This is a genomic window from Agrobacterium sp. AGB01 (assembly GCF_014851585.1).
Classification (GTDB): domain Bacteria; phylum Pseudomonadota; class Alphaproteobacteria; order Rhizobiales; family Rhizobiaceae; genus Agrobacterium.
Genome location: NZ_JACVAB010000001.1, coordinates 527,258 through 545,097, shown reverse-complemented (window position 1 = coordinate 545,097; position 17,840 = coordinate 527,258). Strand labels below are relative to the sequence as shown.

General features: G+C 53.0%; 19 protein-coding genes. 1 reads left to right on the top strand and 18 read right to left on the bottom strand.

Annotation, left to right across the window (positions count from 1 at the left end; genetic code table 11):
* Window position 1 precedes the first annotated feature (1 nt).
* Both IB237_RS02555 and IB237_RS02550 read right to left on the bottom strand, forming a co-directional pair.
* Complete coding sequence (locus IB237_RS02555) at window positions 2-1,015, bottom strand: carbohydrate ABC transporter permease (RefSeq protein WP_192487031.1); 1,014 nt, start codon at window positions 1,013-1,015, stop codon at window positions 2-4.
* 107 nt (window positions 1,016-1,122) lie between these two features.
* Complete coding sequence (locus IB237_RS02550; protein ID WP_192487030.1) at window positions 1,123-2,484, bottom strand: ABC transporter substrate-binding protein; 1,362 nt, start codon at window positions 2,482-2,484, stop codon at window positions 1,123-1,125.
* A gap of 289 nt (window positions 2,485-2,773) precedes the next feature.
* Between IB237_RS02550 and IB237_RS02545 the strand changes: the two genes are divergently transcribed.
* Window positions 2,774-3,796: a LacI family DNA-binding transcriptional regulator gene (locus IB237_RS02545; RefSeq protein WP_192487029.1), complete on the top strand. Its 1,023-nt coding sequence runs from the start codon at window positions 2,774-2,776 to the stop codon at window positions 3,794-3,796.
* A 68-nt stretch (window positions 3,797-3,864) separates the two neighbouring features.
* Here the strand turns inward: IB237_RS02545 and folD are convergent, their stop codons facing one another.
* The 16 genes from folD to IB237_RS02465 all read right to left on the bottom strand — a co-directional run bounded on the left by folD (window position 3,865) and on the right by IB237_RS02465 (window position 17,814).
* Entirely contained in the window at window positions 3,865-4,764 is a 900-nt protein-coding gene (gene folD, locus IB237_RS02540; protein ID WP_192487028.1) for a bifunctional methylenetetrahydrofolate dehydrogenase/methenyltetrahydrofolate cyclohydrolase FolD, read from the bottom strand.
* 151 nt (window positions 4,765-4,915) lie between these two features.
* The gene (locus IB237_RS02535) at window positions 4,916-6,706 is read right to left on the bottom strand and encodes a hypothetical protein (RefSeq protein ID WP_192487027.1); all 1,791 of its coding nucleotides are present in this window, start codon (window positions 6,704-6,706) and stop codon (window positions 4,916-4,918) included.
* Window positions 6,707-6,892: 186 nt separating this feature from the next.
* Complete coding sequence (locus IB237_RS02530; protein ID WP_192487026.1) at window positions 6,893-7,099, bottom strand: hypothetical protein; 207 nt, start codon at window positions 7,097-7,099, stop codon at window positions 6,893-6,895.
* Window positions 7,100-7,306: 207 nt separating this feature from the next.
* Entirely contained in the window at window positions 7,307-7,849 is a 543-nt protein-coding gene (locus IB237_RS02525; protein ID WP_192487025.1) for a hypothetical protein, read from the bottom strand.
* On the bottom strand, window positions 7,849-8,214 hold the full coding sequence (locus IB237_RS02520; RefSeq protein WP_192487838.1) for a hypothetical protein: 366 nt from the start codon (window positions 8,212-8,214) through the stop codon (window positions 7,849-7,851). The genes IB237_RS02525 and IB237_RS02520 overlap by 1 nt, the downstream gene beginning before the upstream one ends.
* A gap of 19 nt (window positions 8,215-8,233) precedes the next feature.
* Window positions 8,234-8,803 carry a rod-binding protein gene (locus IB237_RS02515; RefSeq protein WP_192487024.1) on the bottom strand — a complete coding sequence of 190 codons (570 nt, stop codon included), beginning with the start codon at window positions 8,801-8,803 and terminating at the stop codon, window positions 8,234-8,236.
* Window positions 8,804-8,911: 108 nt separating this feature from the next.
* Complete coding sequence (locus tag IB237_RS02510; protein WP_192487023.1) at window positions 8,912-9,331, bottom strand: hypothetical protein; 420 nt, start codon at window positions 9,329-9,331, stop codon at window positions 8,912-8,914.
* A gap of 54 nt (window positions 9,332-9,385) precedes the next feature.
* On the bottom strand, window positions 9,386-10,141 hold the full coding sequence (locus tag IB237_RS02505; protein WP_192487022.1) for a flagellar biosynthetic protein FliR: 756 nt from the start codon (window positions 10,139-10,141) through the stop codon (window positions 9,386-9,388).
* Entirely contained in the window at window positions 10,138-12,225 is a 2,088-nt protein-coding gene (gene flhA / locus IB237_RS02500; RefSeq protein WP_192487021.1) for a flagellar biosynthesis protein FlhA, read from the bottom strand. Before flhA ends, IB237_RS02505 begins: the two co-directional genes overlap by 4 nt.
* 121 nt (window positions 12,226-12,346) lie before the next feature.
* The gene (gene fliQ / locus IB237_RS02495) at window positions 12,347-12,613 is read right to left on the bottom strand and encodes a flagellar biosynthesis protein FliQ (RefSeq protein WP_192487020.1); all 267 of its coding nucleotides are present in this window, start codon (window positions 12,611-12,613) and stop codon (window positions 12,347-12,349) included.
* Window positions 12,614-12,643: 30 nt separating this feature from the next.
* Window positions 12,644-13,126 carry a flagellar hook assembly protein FlgD gene (flgD, locus tag IB237_RS02490; RefSeq protein WP_192487019.1) on the bottom strand — a complete coding sequence of 161 codons (483 nt, stop codon included), beginning with the start codon at window positions 13,124-13,126 and terminating at the stop codon, window positions 12,644-12,646.
* On the bottom strand, window positions 13,117-13,566 hold the full coding sequence (flbT, locus tag IB237_RS02485) for a flagellar biosynthesis repressor FlbT (protein WP_192487018.1): 450 nt from the start codon (window positions 13,564-13,566) through the stop codon (window positions 13,117-13,119). The genes flgD and flbT overlap by 10 nt, the downstream gene beginning before the upstream one ends.
* Window positions 13,563-13,910: a flagellar biosynthesis regulator FlaF gene (gene flaF, locus IB237_RS02480; protein ID WP_192487017.1), complete on the bottom strand. Its 348-nt coding sequence runs from the start codon at window positions 13,908-13,910 to the stop codon at window positions 13,563-13,565. The genes flbT and flaF overlap by 4 nt, the downstream gene beginning before the upstream one ends.
* Window positions 13,911-13,945: 35 nt before the next feature.
* The gene (locus IB237_RS02475) at window positions 13,946-15,052 is read right to left on the bottom strand and encodes a flagellar hook-associated family protein (RefSeq protein WP_192487016.1); all 1,107 of its coding nucleotides are present in this window, start codon (window positions 15,050-15,052) and stop codon (window positions 13,946-13,948) included.
* Between the two features lies 1 nt (window position 15,053).
* Entirely contained in the window at window positions 15,054-16,538 is a 1,485-nt protein-coding gene (flgK, locus tag IB237_RS02470) for a flagellar hook-associated protein FlgK (protein WP_192487015.1), read from the bottom strand.
* Between the two features lie 22 nt (window positions 16,539-16,560).
* Complete coding sequence (locus tag IB237_RS02465) at window positions 16,561-17,814, bottom strand: flagellar hook protein FlgE (protein WP_192487014.1); 1,254 nt, start codon at window positions 17,812-17,814, stop codon at window positions 16,561-16,563.
* Window positions 17,815-17,840 lie beyond the last annotated feature (26 nt).

The following is a 17,840-nucleotide window of genomic DNA, read 5'->3' as shown; positions in this document are numbered from 1 at the left end:
ATCAGCGACCCTCCATTTCCTTGTTGGCCTGGCGAATGTTCCAGATCATGATCGGGGTCACTGCTGCCATAATGACCAGAGCTATAACGGCACTTCGGCCGCTGTCGCCGCCGCCGCGGAACATCCAGTCAAACATCAGGTTCGCCAGAACCATTGTATTCCACTGGCCGTTGGTCATGGTCAGCACGATGTCGAAAACCTTGAGAACGAGAATGGTAATCGTTGTCCACACAACCGCAATTGTGCCCCAGATTTGCGGCACCAGAATTTTCCAGAAAATCTGCCAGCCATTGGCACCATCAATCACAGCAGCTTCAACAGTTTCTTCGGGAATACCACGCAGTGCTGCTGACAGAATGACCATGGCAAAACCGGTCTGGATCCAGATCAGGATGACCATCAGGAAAAAATTGTTCCAAAACGGCATGGAGATCCACACTTCCGGATTGCCGCCGAAAAAGGCGACAACAGCATTCAGAAGACCGATCTGGGTTTGCCCCTCGCCGCGATATTCATAAATGAATTTCCAGATAACCGAGGCGCCCACGAAGGAAATCGCCATCGGCATGAACACAATGCTCTTGGCAATATTGCCCCACCAGATCCGATCGGTCATCACGGCGATAACCAGCCCGAAGAAGGTGCAGGCAGCCGGCACAACGGCAAGCCAGAGGATGTTGTTAAAAATCGACTGCCGGAAACCGGCATCAAAAAACGCCCAACGGTAATTCGCCAGGCCGACAAAATTCACGCCCGTCCGGTCATAAAAAGACAGAAAGAACGTCGCGATGACAGGATAGACGAGATAGACCAACAGCAGGATAAGCGCTGGCCCGACGAATAGCCATGGACGCACAGCGGCTCTTCGATTGAGATTGCGAGAGGCGTCGATGACATTTTTTGCGCTTACAGGGAACAGAACCTGCAAAAATTTGTCGGAAAGCCAATAATAGGCGGCACAAGCAAATACACCGACAATCATGACGCCGATTGCCGAAACGATCTGAGCGATCACATTCCCCTCCCTTATTCCCGGTCGTCCGACCTTTTGCCGATCACGAGAACGAAAAGCTTTAGAAACAACCGCCCGGCAACGATGTTGCCGGGCGGGGCAGGAAATGATTACTTCAGGCCGTCCCAGGCCTTCTGGATATCAGTCGCAACAGTTTCGGCAGACTTACCGCCGACGAAGTCCACCATACCGGTCCAGAATGCGCCAGCACCGATCTTGCCCGGCATCAGGTCAGAACCGTCAAAGCGGAATGTCGTTGCGGAGGTGAGAATTTCACCCTGCTTCTTCATCTGTTCATTGCCGTAGGCATCGGTGTTCACACCCTTGAAAGGCGTGAGAAAGCTGGACTGCGCCATCCATACTTCGTGTGCGATTGGCGTCTTCAGGAACTCGACAAATGCCTTTGCAGTTGGCGATTCCTTGGTCACTGTCACCAGCGTACCTGCGCCGAGAACCGGTTTTCCAAGCTCAGGCTTTGCGGCATAAGTTGGCATGTAGAAGAAATCGACATCAGTTCCGACCTTCGTGCCCTCAGGGAAGAAGGAAGGAATGAAGGATGCCTGATGGTGTAGGTAGCACTTCGGCGGAATGTCAAACAGACCCTTCGGACTGTCACGGAAGTCGGTCGAAGCAACGGCCGCGATACCACCGCTGACATATTTTTCATTCTTGGCAAATTTGCCGAATTCGTCGATAGCGGCAACCACAGCCGGATCATTGAACTTGATTTCGTTCTTGACCCACTTGTCATAGGTTTCCGGGCTGTGCAGGCGCAGCATCAGGTCTTCCACCCAGTCGGTGGCTGGCCAGCCGGTTGCACCACCTGAACCCAAACCAATGCACCATGGCGTACCGCCATCGGCAATAATCTTGTCGGACAGAGCCAGCAGGTCTTCCATGCTCTCAGGCACTTCATAACCGGCTTCTTCGAAATTCTCCGGCACGAACCATACCAGCGACTTCACATCAGCCTTGAACGGGAATGCGAAATAGGCAGGCTTGCCGTCCTTGCCATTATAGGTGCCGTAGTTCACCCAGGATTCACCTGCGCCGTAGTTGTCCTTGACCCAGGATGCGACGTCATCACCAAGTGGCACGAGCAGGCCCTTGGCGGCGAGATCAGCCAGCAGACCCGGTTGCGGCAGAATTGCGATATTGGGAGGAGAGCCAGCCTGCGTATCGATAACGATCTGCTGTTCGTAATTTTCAGAAGAAGAATATTTTACGTTAATTCCGGTCGCATCGGCGAAATATGCCAGGACCGTCTGGAACAGGGCTTCATCTTCGCCGCGCCATGGTCCGAAAATTGTCAGGGTCTGGCCCTTGAGATCGGCATGCGCTGTTTTGAAATCTTCGTAGCTTTTCCAGTTGAATTTTGCATCTTCGCCAGGGGCGAATTTCAAATCCGCAGCCATCGCGGAGTTCATGAAAATGGCCATGGCTGCTGTTGTTGCCAGGAATGTCTTAAGCATGTGACTTACCTCCCATCACATAAAGATTTAAACCTATACAAACACTTCAAAGCGCTTTGGACGCTATTAATTCCCCGCACAAACAAGAGGAGTCAAGTGCCTTATCTAACTGTAACGTTGCAGTTATCTTGCTTCAATAGGTTTTGCAACGAAATTGCAGTTTTGAGCTGTATTTTCCATTGAGCAAAATGGAATCTGGCGTTACACAATTCAAAGCGCTTTGGAGCTGAATTTTTGAGACGTTGGCTCGTCTCGCGAAATTTTGGAAGCGTGCGGAGGAGGAACAAAGATGAACCTGAAGCAATTGTCCCAGTTGCTCGGTCTGTCCCAAACGACAATTAGCCGCGCCTTGAACGGTTACCCTGAAGTCAATGCCGAAACACGCCAGCGCGTGCTGCAAGCAGCCAAGGATACCGGTTACCGCCCCAACCTGACAGCACGTCGACTGGCAACAGGCAAGACCGGCTCGATCGGTCTGGTCATGCCGACTGCCCCTGCGCATCAGTCCGACATGCATTTTGGCGAGTTTCTAAGCGGTCTCGGTGAAGAGGCTGCCCGGCACTCCTTTCACATGCTGATCATGCCTGCAGATCCCAGCAACGAGGAAGACGCTTTGCGCTGGCTAGCCGGCAGCGGCAATGTCGACGGAATTTATCTTGCCTATATGCGGGAGCGGGATCCGCGCATCGCGCTTCTCAAATCGTTCAACATCCCGTTCATGGTACATGGGCGCTCGTTTGGTGCAGATGCCGACTACCCGTTTCTCGATGTCGACAATGAAGGCGCCTTTTACGATGCCACCAAATTGCTTTTGCAGCTTGGTCACAACCGGATTGGCCTGCTGAACGGCCCGGAAGGTCTAGATTTCACCTACCGACGTAAGGCCGGTGTCGAAAAGGCATTGACCGAATATGGCCTCGCGCTGCGTGCCGACTGTCTGCGGCACAGTGCCATGACGGACGAGATCGGTTTTCTCAATATGGAAGAGCTGCTTTCGCAGAAAAACCCACCGACCGCCATTCTCTGTGCCAGTACCACACTGGCGCTCGGTGCCATTCGCTCCCTCAACCAGCGGGGATTGAAGCCCGGCAAGGACGTGTCTCTGATCGCTCATGACGATGTTTTGCCGCTACTGAAGCCGCATAATTTTTCCGTGCCGCTGACCACGACCCGTTCATCGTTGCGCGCTGCCGGCATCCGGGTGGCGCAACGACTGATCAATCGCATTTCGTTTGATGAGGTGGAGCCTGTGCAGGAGCTGTGGAAAGCAGAGCTTGTGGTGCGCGCATCTACCGGACCTGCCCCGGTCTAATCCGGCGGTTCAGGCACGCTGCATTTGTCAACGGTTGCAGCGTGCTTCTACGCTTAAGTCAAAGCGCGTTAGAATGTCGGCGCAGCCTTTCCGCATTTTCTGTAGGCGGTGATCACTGTGTTTGCCATCAGCATGGCAATTGTCATCGGGCCAACGCCGCCGGGAACTGGCGTAATTGCACCAGCAACCTGACTTGCTTCTTCAAACGCAACATCGCCGACCAAGCGGGTTTTGCCCTCGCCTTTTTCCGGCGCGTCAATCCGGTTGATACCGACATCGATCACCGTTGCGCCAGCTTTGACCCAATCAGCCTTGACCATTTGCGGACGACCAACGGCGGCCACCAGAATATCTGCGTTACGGCACACGGCCGCAAGATCCTTGGTGCGTGAATGTGCCATGGTGACAGTCGCGTTTGCGTTCAGCAAAAGTTGTCCCATCGGTTTTCCAAACAGATTGGAACGGCCAATGACAACGGCATTCAAACCTGACAGGTCTTCGCCATTGATATCCTTGACCAGAAGCATGGCGCCAGCCGGTGTGCAGGAGATCAGGCCCGAAGCCAGATCACCAGTGGCGAGCTTACCTGCATTGACGACGCTCAAGCCGTCGACATCCTTTTCCGGCAGGATCATCTGAATGACCGGCTCGGAATCAAGGTGTTTTGGAAGCGGCAACTGCACGAGGATCCCGTGGATAGAAGGGTCGTCATTCAAGGATGCGACCAGTGCCTCAAGCTCAGCCTGTCCGGTTTCCAGCGGCAATGTGTGCTGCACGGAGTTAAAACCGCACTGCTTGGCCATTCTGCTCTTGGAACCAACATAGGCATGGCTGGCGGGATCGTCGCCAACGATGATGACGGCTAGGCCCGGCTTTACGCCAGCGGTCTTTTCCAGCGTCTCAGCAGCAACACGAACTGCCTCCGTTACCGATACCGCTTTCGCTTTGCCGTCAATAACCTGAACCATGCGTCTGCCTCCAATAACAGCCTGCCAGCAGAACACCGGCACGGCTTACCCTATCACACCGGGTAGCCGGGTGAGTTTCGCCCCTAATGCTGCTGAATGATATCGATTGCAAGCAAAAAAGGCTGCGACAGAAGCGACAATAATCTCAGGCTCAGGATACCGCCCTGCGGTTCGCGTAATCGTGCAAACGTTGACGGAGGGCGGCGATGTCGCGGCGGACCTCCACCACTTCATCAGGCTCGTGATAGACTGGCTGGCTGAAAGCCGGTTTGTTGTAGAACTGCACTTCAAAATCGCCCTGCATGGCAGCTGCCAGCACAGGCGGCAGATCAGCGATGTCTTGTGGTGATGCCTTGATACTTCTGCGCATCAACACTTCGCGGACACGTTGATCGAGCGGAATGTCATTCGCTGCGATGTCGTAGGCCAGATCATAGGCACCAGCCGTTTCAGGGGTTGCAAAGTCCTCTTCAGCATAATCCAGAGCGTCATCGCTTTCCGGCTGCGGGAAAATGGCATCCGGCTGCGGCGTATCCGTATAAAAGCCAATGTTTGGACCGTTGGCGGACTCGTGTCTAGGTATTGACGCCTCGCGCTTGCGGAAACGGATGTACAAGGCAACAAGTGTCAAAACGCCAAGGCCAAGACCGCAGCCACCACCAATCACCGCCATTGAAATCATCTGGCGGAAACCAGCCGGAATATTGACCGCAAGCGGTGCGTTTGCGACAGCAAATGGAGCAGAGGCCTGTGTCGATTTGGGGTCACTATCAGTCAATCCGTTGAAATAGGTCTCACGGGCTTGCGACAGCTCTGCTTCCAGCTTTTTTAGCTCCGCAGGTGCATCGCCAAAAACCGCCAATTCCTGTTCAAGCGCCCGCTGTCTGTTTCTGGCTTGTGCAAGCTCTGTCTTGGCCGCCTGCTCCTGCTGTTTCAGCTCGCTGGTGATGTTTTTCAATGCACGGGCAGCATTTGCCTTTGTTTCCTGCTGGGTCTGCGTTGCCGCAATGACGTGCGGATGTTTCGGGCCATATTGCACAGACAGTTGAGCGAGCGCTTTGGACGCGGCGACATATTGCCGAACAGCATCCTGGAGCGGAAGAAACGTCGTATCATCTGGAATTTCACGGGCCAGCGCCTTGTCGCCCTGCAACAGCGTCAGATTTGACAGCTTGTGGGTCACGTCCGCCAGACGGGATTCCAGGTCAGCCACTGAGCCTGACACAAGCGCCAGATTCTGTGTCGCAGCTTCCATCTTTGCCATGGCGTCGTTGCCATGCCGGACCTGAAAACCGGTAACGGCCGCTTCCGCGTTTTCAAACAGTGCACGGTTGCTGTCGTTATGTCCCTGAACAGAACCAGTCGCGCTGGCATTGATATGAGTTACGATGCGGTTGGCGGCATGTTGCGCAAACCGCGCGCTTGCACCCGATGTCTCGGCGTAGGTCGTTACAAAAATTGCACTGCCATCAGTAGCTTGCGACAGAGAAATACGTCCGCGCATATCATGTCTGGCCCGCAGAACAGGATCCGATGGCGTTGGCACCTTGCCGAGCACCACTTCACCAAACAGGCCCCACCATGTCGCCTCATGAGCGGATGTCAGGACCAGGCCATCATTGATGATCTGTTGTGCGAGCTCGGCCCTTCCCTCATCGGACAGGACGGCATTTTGTGCCACCGTCATCAATGTCTTGGAATCAGACTGCTGTGTTGAAGCGATATTGAACTGGATACGGATCTGCGTCAGCTTTTCGGGCTCAGATGACGGCGTAACCACCAGGCCAAGTGCGACACCAGCCAGCGTAAAAAGTACAGTGCAGCTGACTGCGAATCGATAAGGGTTTTTCTTGAAAACGGCGCTCAACCAACCCGTCGAGGACCGCGCCACGACACTTGCTTCACCGCGCATTTGTGCTGGCACACCAGATCGATCCGACAAATGCGAATGTTCAATATTTTGCGCGTGATCTGCCACGTCAAGCCACCTCAATATTCCGGGTCGGAACTGGCTGGAGCCCCCGTAATATTAATGAAACCTAAATCAACAAGGCAAATAAACAGTTAACAAAGGCCAATATGGGCGGTTGTCGGCGCAAAATCCCGGATCGGTTTCCGGCGGCGCGTTTCAATGGCGAATGATGCGATAAAGCCATTCAAACCCAAGGCGCGAAAACACCTCCGGTACCGGTTCCCGGTCAGGGGAATAGTGAACCTGCGAGGTCTTGCCGGCTTGCATATTGCGTGCACGGTTTACGTCAACGCGATGCGCCAGAGGCGTCGTTTTTTCGGGTGATTCAAATGCAGAAAAAGAAAATCCAGAAAACTTACTCACACCCACACCCGTCCTGCGCTAGCAGTTCCTCTTAAACAGCATCTTCGCTGTTCAGGCATATTATTTGACAGAATTGAATTTACTTTCAAATAGCGTTTTCGAATATGAAGCATTTTTTTAAGAGAATATTAATCATTTCAAAAATGCACGAACAACAAGGGCCGCAATAGCGGCCCTTTGATTGGTGTCAGGACGAACTTTCCTGACTTAATGTGAGGGTGCTGCTTCGGCTGCGGGAGCCGCATCGACCTTTTCACCTTCAACGATTTTGACAGAGTGCGGTTCACCACCACCCTGCTGGGCGCGAATGTCTGCCTTGGAAAGATAATCGAGTTTTTCGATCAGTACTTCCTGCACGACATCATCACCGAGCTTCTTGTTTAGCCCTTCGCGAATGCGTTTCTTGAACTCATCCGCATCAAAGGTCGAAACATTGGCAATGTTGATCATGTTGGAACCAGCCAAAAGCGTGATCAACTCGTCGGTCATCAGTTCTGTTTTTGGTCCTTCGATCAGGTTGACCTTTGCCTTGTCGACATTCAACGATATCAGCGTGAGGAAATAACCATTTACAGCCCCTTCACTGATGACAGGGACTGTAATCTGCTCTCCCTTGACCAAAGCCAGCGACGCCTTGCGGGCCTCCTCCTCGCTGACCGGCGCCGGTGGCATTGCCATCTGCACGGAAAAATACACTGCGCCGAGCGTGATTGCGCAAACCCATACGCCGGTAAGGAGAAGTTTTAACATCAGGTAGCGCCGTAAAGAAATTGTTCCTGCGAGTAAGTGCCGTCGGTGTCAGCCTCGCGGATGGCGTTTTTCAGCAGGTCGGCAACCGCACGCACGGCATTGAGATGTGCCTCAACGCGGCGGGCATTCGTTGCCAGCTTTTCCTTGATGCCGCGAACCTGGTTGATGTAACCGGCGGCAATTTCTTCATGCGGTGTATCACGGAACAGCATGGTCAGTTCATACAGGCAACGGCTTTTGTGCGCGTTGGAGACCTTCAGATCGAATTTCGGGTCTTTGCCAATTTTTTCGTTTTCATTATCAATGATCGTTTCCAGACGTCCGAGAACCGACTGAATACGATGATCGTTCGACACTGCTTCCATGACTTCTGTTCCGTTATGATTATACATTTCTAGCCTCGTCGTTCATGTCACTGGATACACCGAGAATCTTGCGTTCGAACTCTGCAACCATACGCAGGGCCGCATTGTTATCCTTGTCTTCGACGGAGGAGACACTTTCGAAGCCCTGGCTTTCAGCCTTGCGCAGCGTGTCCTTGTAGACCTGCTCAGCAATACCGATGCCGCCGTTCTCAGTCATACTGTTGGCCAACTGCTCGGCCAGCATACCTTTCCAGATTTCGCCAGCGTTACCCTTGCCATAGACTTCCTCGCTCTCCTGCGGGAGCATGGAGCCGATGAACGTCCGCAGCACGGATGCTTCAAACTGACGGAAGGTTTCCGGAATTTCTTTACGCTCAGCGCGCAGATTGGTGTCTCCCAATCCGGCTTTGGATGCGGCATCGTTCAAAACGCCGACAGCGGCATCGAACCCCTTACCCGCATCCGCAAGGCTGGATGCTGCAAACGCCGCCTTGTTTGCCTTGAGCTTATCCTGCGCAACCTGCACGTCCGTTGGATCGGCTGCACGGACAACGTCCATGACAAGGTCGCTAACAATCGATATCGCCACGCAATTACCTCCTGAAAGGAATGCAGCAGGTTTTGACCCACCACATCTGCATTTCATCAATCACGAATATTCACCACCACTAAAGGGCGATGTATGATGTGGCGACGACTATGTATCGCGAACCTTGCTGGAGGCTGGTGCTGGTGTCGCATTCATGATTTCCAATAGATCATAAATTGCATTGTCATCGGTTTCGCGATCTTCATCATCACGCGCTTCGTACATTTTGTCCTGCAGGCGGTCGCCTTTGGTTTTCTCTTTGAGAACAGCCATTTCCTGCAATTGCTGCGCGCCGGCCAACTGCCGGTCCTTGACGGTAAGACGCCCGAAACGTTCCGAATACATTTTTGAGAACTGGTGATGCACCGGGTCCATAGAGCTTAAGGCGCCGAGAATACTGTCCATGGAATCTGTCACTTCCGCACGCTGGCGGGTGGTATCGGCAAGCGTCACTTCCGCCATTTTTTCCATATGGCGTTGAACTGTGACAAGCCGTTTGAGCTTGCGGGAGCGTTTATCCTGCGCCATGGCGCTTCTCCTTCACGGCGGGCCTTTACGAAGACCACTTGCCGAACACATCATTCAGTAACCGAAGAATATCGGTCCGAACCCATCCGCGAACTGTCGAATCAGCGCTGCGATGGAAAGATAAAGCATGAACAGACCACCCATCAGCAAATAGGGGGTGGAAATGAAGTAGACAGGAACCTGCGGCGCCAGCTTGTTGATCAAACCAACCGCGACGTTGAACATCAGTCCATAGATCAAAAACGGGCTTGCCAGACGCAACATGACATTGGTGGTCGCGCGTAAGGTATCGGTCATGGTGATCAGTGTTTTTTGCGAATCCAGCACAAAACCGACGGGCGTTGAGCTGTAGGAATCGATAACCGCTTTCAGAACCACATGATGAAAGTCGAAGATGAACAGCATCAGCAGGCCACCAAAGACGATCATGTTGGTCAACTGACTTTCCTGGCTATCTTCCAGAACGTCCGCACCGCCCGGCGCGTTGAAGCCGATGGCGTTACCGACAATAGCGCCGGTAAATTGCAAGCCGAGGACATATAGTCTGGCAATCATGCCGTAGACGGCGCCAATAATGGTTTCTGAAAAGATCAGCGCAACGATGGCGCCGGGTGTCGCGCCCGATACTTTGGGATAGACTGAATCCCACAGGATCGGCGTCAAAGCCATGGATACCGCAGCGGACAAAAGCAGTCTGATCGTCATGTTGAGCCGGGCACTTGAGAAGCCCGGCATGGTCATGAAGCAACCACCGATGCGGCAAAATGCAAGGAACAATGCCAATATTGTCCCTTGCGGGTCGGTTATCATGAAATAGCGCCTAGAATTTTGATCTCAAGCCCCTTGGCCAGTTCAACATGCGACAGCACAGGCAAGGTGGCGAAGAGTCGCTCGATAATCATGCGCACATAGGACCGTGTTTCAGGCGACGTGACAAGAACAAAAGGTAGGCCCCTGTCCATGAATTCACGGATAACTTTCGATGCCTGCTCACTGAACTCTTCCAGATGGCGCGGATCGATGTCGAATTCGACAATTTCGCCCTTTCCATCACGCTTCAGTGCCTGATGGAAAATCATGTCCCATTTGTTGCCAAGGCGGAGAACACGCAGGACGCCGTTGTCGGCAAGGTCACCACAGAGCTGCTGGGCAATGCGGATACGAACATGCTCAACGATCTGTTCCGTCTTGCGAACATGCGGTGCAAGTTCTGCAACGGCTTCTAGAATGAGGTGCAAGTTACGAATGGACACACGCTCAGCCAACAGCAGCTTGAGAACAGCCTGAAGGCCGGAATAGGACATGTGCGAGGAGCAGATTTCATCTGCTAGCTTCTTGTATTCCGGATCAAGACGATCGATCAGCACCTTCACGTCCTTATAGGAAAGAAGCTGCGGCAGGTTGTTGCGAATGACTTCGCTCAGGTGGGTCAGAACCACCGAGACGTTATCAATCGGGTGGAAACCTTCGCGACGCAGGTCGTCAGCAAACGCTTCGAGGATAGAGACAGCCGGCATGCCAAAAGCCGGTTCGCGAATGTCGTCGCCTGGAATGGTTGGCTTGCGGCCGGAACCGGTCACGACAAGAACGTCGCCGACACGCAGTGAGCTGGAGGCAATCGTCGTTCCATGAATACGAATTTGGTACGATTTTTCGGGGATCATGATGTCGTCGGACACCTTGATCTCGGGCACCACAAAACCATACTGGCTGGCGAATTTCTTGCGCATCTTGCCAACGCGGAACGCCAGCTCCTGATGGGCACCCAGCAAGCGTGTCGAAACCTGCTTGCCAAGGGCAAGTTCGATTTCTGCGGTTTTAAGCACCAGCTTGACGGAGTCCTTCTCGGCTTCCTTACTCTGGATAACCTTCTTTTCTTCCTCTTCGCGGCGCACGAGGTTCATCGCCTCGACCTGCTTTGGAATGTACCAGGCACCGAAGGCCATGACGCCACAGAGCGCCATAAAAGGCAGGAAAGGCAGGCCAGGCATAACAGCAAGCAGTCCCATCAGAAGGGATGCAACGAACAGCGCACGCGGGTAGGCGCTCAACTGATCGACAACTGTTTTATCGGTGGTGCCGGACATACCGCCACGCGACACGAGAAGACCAGCAGCCAGAGATACGATAAGAGCCGGGATCTGGGTAACGATACCGTCACCAACCGACAGCTTTACGAAAACGTCAGCAGCTTCGCCGATTTCCATGCCGTGACGGAAATAACCGATGATGATGCCGCCGAAGATATTGATGGCGGTGATGATGAGGCCGGCGACGGCGTCACCACGCACGAATTTGGACGCACCATCCATGGAGCCGAAGAACGAGCTTTCAGCTTCAAGCTCTTTGCGGCGAAGCTGAGCTTCCTTTTCATCGATAATACCGGCAGAGAGGTCAGCGTCGATCGACATCTGCTTGCCCGGGATCGCGTCGAGGGTGAAGCGCGCGCCCACTTCCGCGATACGCGTCGCACCCTTGGTGATAACGATAAAGTTCACTGTGATCAGGATAAGGAAGACGATCAGACCGATAACGAAGTCGCCGGACATGATGAGGCTGGAAAAGCCTGCAATCACGCTACCAGCGGCGTCATGTCCCTGGTGACCATGCGAGAGAATAACACGCGTCGTGGCCACGTTCAGTGCCAAGCGCACCATGGTCGCAATCAGCAGGATTGTCGGAAACGACGAGAAGTCGAGAGGGCGTTGGATCCACAGGGATACCATCAGGATCAGAACGGACAGCGCAATGGAAAACGCCAGCCCCATATCCACCAGAATAACCGGGATCGGCAAAAAGAGAATGCAAAGAATTGCAACGATACCAAGGGCAAATCCAACATCACGCGTGCTGGGAGTGACCTTCGGTATTGATATTGCAGGTGGTTGCGCCATCGATAACGTCCTGTCTCTTCATGAGAAGGGGCGACCGATAAGGGCCGCCGCATGGTTTCACACCATCACTAGCGACCGAAGCTTGCGCGAAAATGGTAACCGCGCATTCCTGCAACAAAATTCAGAACCCGGTTTGCACCCGAGAAAAGACGAGATTTGTAAAAAGGGAAATCTGGGCGCCAATAAAAGGCGCCGCAATTCCAATCGTCACCATGATAGCAACGATTTTAGGAACGAAGGTCAGGGTCATTTCCTGGACCTGGGTAAGGGCCTGAATGAAGGCAATCGTTACCCCCACCACCATGCCCGCAATGACGCAAGGACCGGATGCGACCAGAATGGTCCAAACGGCTGCCCGCATGATATCAAGCGCATCCGCCTCGTTCATTGCAAAACCTCAGAACAACAATTGTTGACCTTAGGTATCAGATTCGCTGCTCGAATCCGAGGTGGAATCTGTGGTGTCCGATGTGGAAGTCCCACTTTTCTCACCGAATTTCACGCCAACCTGCAGCAGGATGCCCTTGCCCTCTTCCGTGATGGCGATAATGCCGTCGGAATAGATTTCGACTTCCTTGACGATACCCGAGGTCTTGTCATCGGCGCTGGTGATATGTTTGCCGATAAGATCTGTCGAGCGCGTCAGGGCTTCAGCCTGCAGCATGCTCTTGAGGTGCGTATTCGTCTTGATCGACTGCTCGACCTGCGAGAAGCTTGCCAGCTGAGACATCTGCTGGCTGGCATCCATCGGTTCTGTCGGATCCTGATTCTTCATCTGTGCGATGAGGAGCTTCAGAAAACTGTCATAATTCAGCGACGCCTTGTCGCTTGCCGAGGTGTCGGAACCTGCATTTGCCCAAGGGTTTGATGCAGCTGTGGAGCCGACAATATCTACCGCCATGGTGCAATCTCCTTGCGAATATGTTCGATAGTCGCTGGCGTCATTTCCTGGTTGCTCAAGATCTGCTCTTCAGTCGCATACATGGAACGGATAGCCTTGAGAGCATCAAACGCCTTGCCCGTTGCAACCAGCGCATCAATACGCTTCAGCTCGGCCAGAATTTCGTCGTTCTGGAAGCATGACAGCAGCATCGTCACCGACTTGCGGAACATGGTCGTGGACTGTTCACGGCCTTCCGGGTTGATGAGCATCATCTGGGCGATGAAGTAGAGCTGACGCAGTGGAGTTGTCGCCTGCTCTGGCTGGAGAACATGGTTCTCGAGAAGGAAGGTAACATCATTCAGGAATTCGAGTGCAACCTTGCGGTCAACACGCAACACCGCCCCGTTAATAAAGATTTTCTCGCCGGATTTGAGCGAAATGCGCAGAGTACTTTTCATTTAAGTCCATCCCTGATGATGGTTGTTACGTCAATTATGCCTTGGAAGTTGCTCGATTCCCTCTTTCTGATCCGCTCGCATTCCTTCAAAATCCAGATTGCGATGGAGATCAGATTGGCACGAAGTTCATTCGGCAACTGGTTCTCCGGGTGTTTGAGATCTTCTATGAACCTCACCCAAACCCGTCGAGTGTAATAGAGCGCTTCGACCGTCAGACGGTATTGCCCAGAGTCTTTTTGCGCGGCGTCCAGTAATTCCAAAGATTTGGACAAGGCCTGCCGCTCGCGATCTTTCGCGTCGGTGACGTCGTCCTCCATTATCTCCGCATAGGAAAACTGGTACATTCATTGTATCCTTTATCTACGGCTACCTTTAATCATCAAAGGTAGTTTACAAGGCTCATTTGTTGCAGCCGTGCCGTCAAGCTGTAGGCAATTTCTATTTGAGACTTCAGCAGATCGAGGCGTGTCTTTGCCTCGTATGTATCGATGCCCTCGAGATCAATGAGGTGCGTTTCGATGATCTTCTTCTGTGCTGACAAAGCGTCGTTTGCCTTGGAAACACGCTCTTCAGAAAGACCGAGTTTACTGGCCTGCTGGTTCAGTCCGTCAATTGCGGACTTGATGTTGTTGACCGCACCCATGGAAACCTGTTCGCGGATTTCAGGAGCGATATTGTCCTGAAGGAAGGTCATGGTGGTCATTGCTGTGAAAGCGAAGTAACGCATGCCCTTGGAATTGGCGTTTGTCGATGTTTCGACGACTTCCGTCTGGCTGATACGGCTTGTCATGTTTACATCGCTGGAATCCGAGCCAAAGGCGGTCCAGAAATCGTAGTCCGTACCAGCCGTCAACGTGGAGTGCGGCGGGTTGGTGACCTTGGTTTCGCCGTTGAACTTCTTTTCCATGTCGGACATGAACGTCGCGACCTGTTCCTTGGTCAACTGCGAGGCATCGCCAACTGCAGGCGATACCACGTTCGTCATGTAATAGTTCAACTCGTCGTCATAGGCCTGCTTCAACTTGGAATCGTCAGCGAAGTAATCATCGACCGGCTTCACATCGGTGTTGATGCCGGAGAACAGGAACTCGCCGTTGACGGACGTATTGGCAAAGCCAATGAAGTTGTTGAAAGCATTGGTGATCGTGTTGCGAACAGTGCTCAGCGTCGGTTCTTCTGCGCTGGTGTTCGGGACAAGCACCTTTTGAATTTCATTTGCCGCTTCCGACATGTTCTTCAGTGCCAGCTGCGATGCTTCCAGACGTTGGGTGGCAATCGAGTTTACGCCGATGATCGATGTCAGGCGCTGCACATCACGGTTGAGGTCCAGGCTACGTGCCGTGTTGGCACCCAGAGCCACGCCAAGGTCAGCGTGCTTGCCTGTTGTCAGTTCCGTGGTCAGATCCGTCATCTCAAGCTGAGCCTTCAGGATCGTGCTACGCATGCTATTCTGCATTGCCAGTGAGGATATGAAAGATGTCTTCATTTTACTTCACCATGCTCATCAGAGATTGCAACATTTCATCAATCGTCGAGACCAGCTTCGTTGCAGCCTTGTAGGATTGTTCGATATCGAGCAGCAGAGACAGTTCCTCGTCCAGGCTGACGCCGGTCGTGTTTGAATATACCTCTTCTGCGCGCTCATAAGCTGCAGTCTTCACATCGTTGGCGTTGGTCGCGCCCTGACGCATCTGCTCCAGCCAACCCATTGAGTTGGAAGCGTATTTGAGAAGGCTTGTGTCCGTGTCGATACGGGTCGTTGGATCGAAATCGATCGATGTGTCGAGTGCCGTTACATAGCTGCGGATAAGCGCGGAGTAGCCCGTGCCACCGCCATTCGACAGATCATTCTTGACGTAAGCCGCACCATTGATACCTCCATCACGAAGAAGTTCAGGGTTGCCACCCTGGGAAATGATCAGATCCGGGTGCACTTTAATGGCAGCCGCAAGACCTTTGGTGATGGTGCCAGCAGCCGGGACCGTGGCTGTAGCAGGATCGTTATAGGTGAACAGGCCTGGCAGATCCGGATCGGTACCGGTGCTGTCTGCCTGCTTTTCAGCAAAAAGAGTGATCAGACCGCGGGCAATTTCGTCCAACTGGTTCTGCATCGTCGGAACGACGTCGTCACGTAACTGCAACAGACCGGAAAGGCTGCCGGATGCCGTAGTGTTGCTACCTTCACCGGCTTTGACTGCAACGCCGTCAATATACAGCGAATTGCCGTCCATCGATGCGGTGTAGCCGATCTTCGGTGTAAAGCTGACCTGGCGCGGAATGGTTTCGAACAGAGTGATGCCCTGATCGCTGGTGTAAAGAGCCATGTCATTGTCACCGCGCGTCACAACGGACACGCCGACAATGCTTGAAATGTCTTTCAGGAGGCTGTCGCGGATATCAAGAGCGTCGTTCGGATCAGCACCGGATGCTGTTGCCGACTTCACCGCATTGTTAGCGACTTCAAAACGGGCAAGCAACTGATTGAGGCTATCGACCTGAAGTGCCATTTCCTTGTCTGCACGGGTACGAATAGCCTGCAGCTCGTTGGAAGCGGTGTTCAGAGAGGTCGCAAGGTCAGTTGCTGCGTTGACAACGGTTGCTGCGAGCGCAGAGTCACCGGGTTTGCCAGCATAAGTGTCGAGGCTTTTCTGGAGAGCTCCGAGATATGCACTCGGAGAGCTTTCGTAGTCATTTCCGCCAAAGATACTCTTTACTTCTTCGAGGCCGGTCAGAAGGACATTCTGACCGGAAAAAAGTGAGGACGAAGCAAGTGTCTGCCGCAGAAGACTGTCGTTCTGAACACGGGCCGTCGTAACAACCGATGCGCCGTAAGCTGTTGCGCTCAGAATTGCAGTTCTTTTAACGTAATTTTTATTACCAACATTGGCGATATTGCTTGAGACAACATCAGTCTGCTTGCCGGTATTATTAAAAATTGACTGTGCAGTAATCATTGCTGACGAAAGTGACATTCATCTGTCCTCGTGAGATCTATTATCTCTTCAGGTTGACCAGGACATCCAACAATTCGGAACCTGTCTGGAAAACCTTGGAGTTAGCACTGTAGATGCGCTGCGATTCAATCATCTCGGTCAATTCATTGGCGATATCGACGTTCGAAGTTTCCAGCGTCTTGGTCATCAGGTTACCAACGCCCTTTGTGCCGGGATCATTGGCGATCAGAATGCCAGATGTGTTGCTGGCGCTGTAAGCATTGCCATTAACCGGATTGAGGTTATCTGGGCTGGTAACGGTCGCAAGCATCAGCCTGCTTTCCGTCAACACCTTGGAGCCGTTCTGGTACTGGATGTAGATGCTGCCATCGGTTTCGATGATGACATCCTTGACCGCCGAAGCGCCGTTACCGTTCAAGCCACCGCTCATGATGGTGCTGCCGGTGTTCTGTGTGGTAGAACCTGCAAGGCTAACTACGATGTCGTCATTTTGACCAGCGACAAGAGGAATTGTCAGATCACCTGTGGCTGGATTCAATGCTCCTGTTACCGGATCGAATTCCAGGGTCTCTGGCCCCACCAGAACTGTTGATGGGTCCCGCTTGTCTGTGACAGTCAACGACCATTCGTTTGCCGCAGTTCGCGTGAACGTGAAATCGTAAACGATCTCGACACCCTGGTAGCCGAAACCGGTCATGGACGTTTTCCAAATATTCTCAGCCGTGGGAAGGTCTGGTAACGCGGGGGCAATTTTAGTCTGATTATTAAGGTTGAATTTCATCGTGCCGGCAGTTGTCGGGGTCGACTGGATGTCATTACCCGGCATTTCAACAACGCTACCCGAGAAACGGTTGCTCGATGCTGTGGCCTGAGAAGGCGTAAACAGATAATAGCCAGCCGCATTCTTAAGGAAGGTTTTGTAAACACCCGAGCCTGATGGCTCTTCTACGGTTTCGCGAGCAAAGTTACCTGCACGAGTCAGGAACTGGGCTGCGTCCGGATCGCGGGATTCAGCGACGATAAAGAAGCCACTACCTTCAATTGCCATATCCGTAGCAGTCGTTGTGTAGGAATAACCGCCAGATTCAGAAATGCTGTAGCGAATGTTGGAACTGACGCCACCGGAATTGTAGTTTCCACCCGAGGACGGAAGAACCATGGACGAAAACGCGGTCGAAGCGCGCTTGTAACCAATTGTGCTGGAGTTGGCGATGTTGTCACCGACTGTAGCCAAGCGGTTAGCCTGCGCATTCATACCGGAAACGCCGGTCTTCATCGTTCCAAAAATACTCATTAAAAGAACCCTCGTGGTGGTCGTTG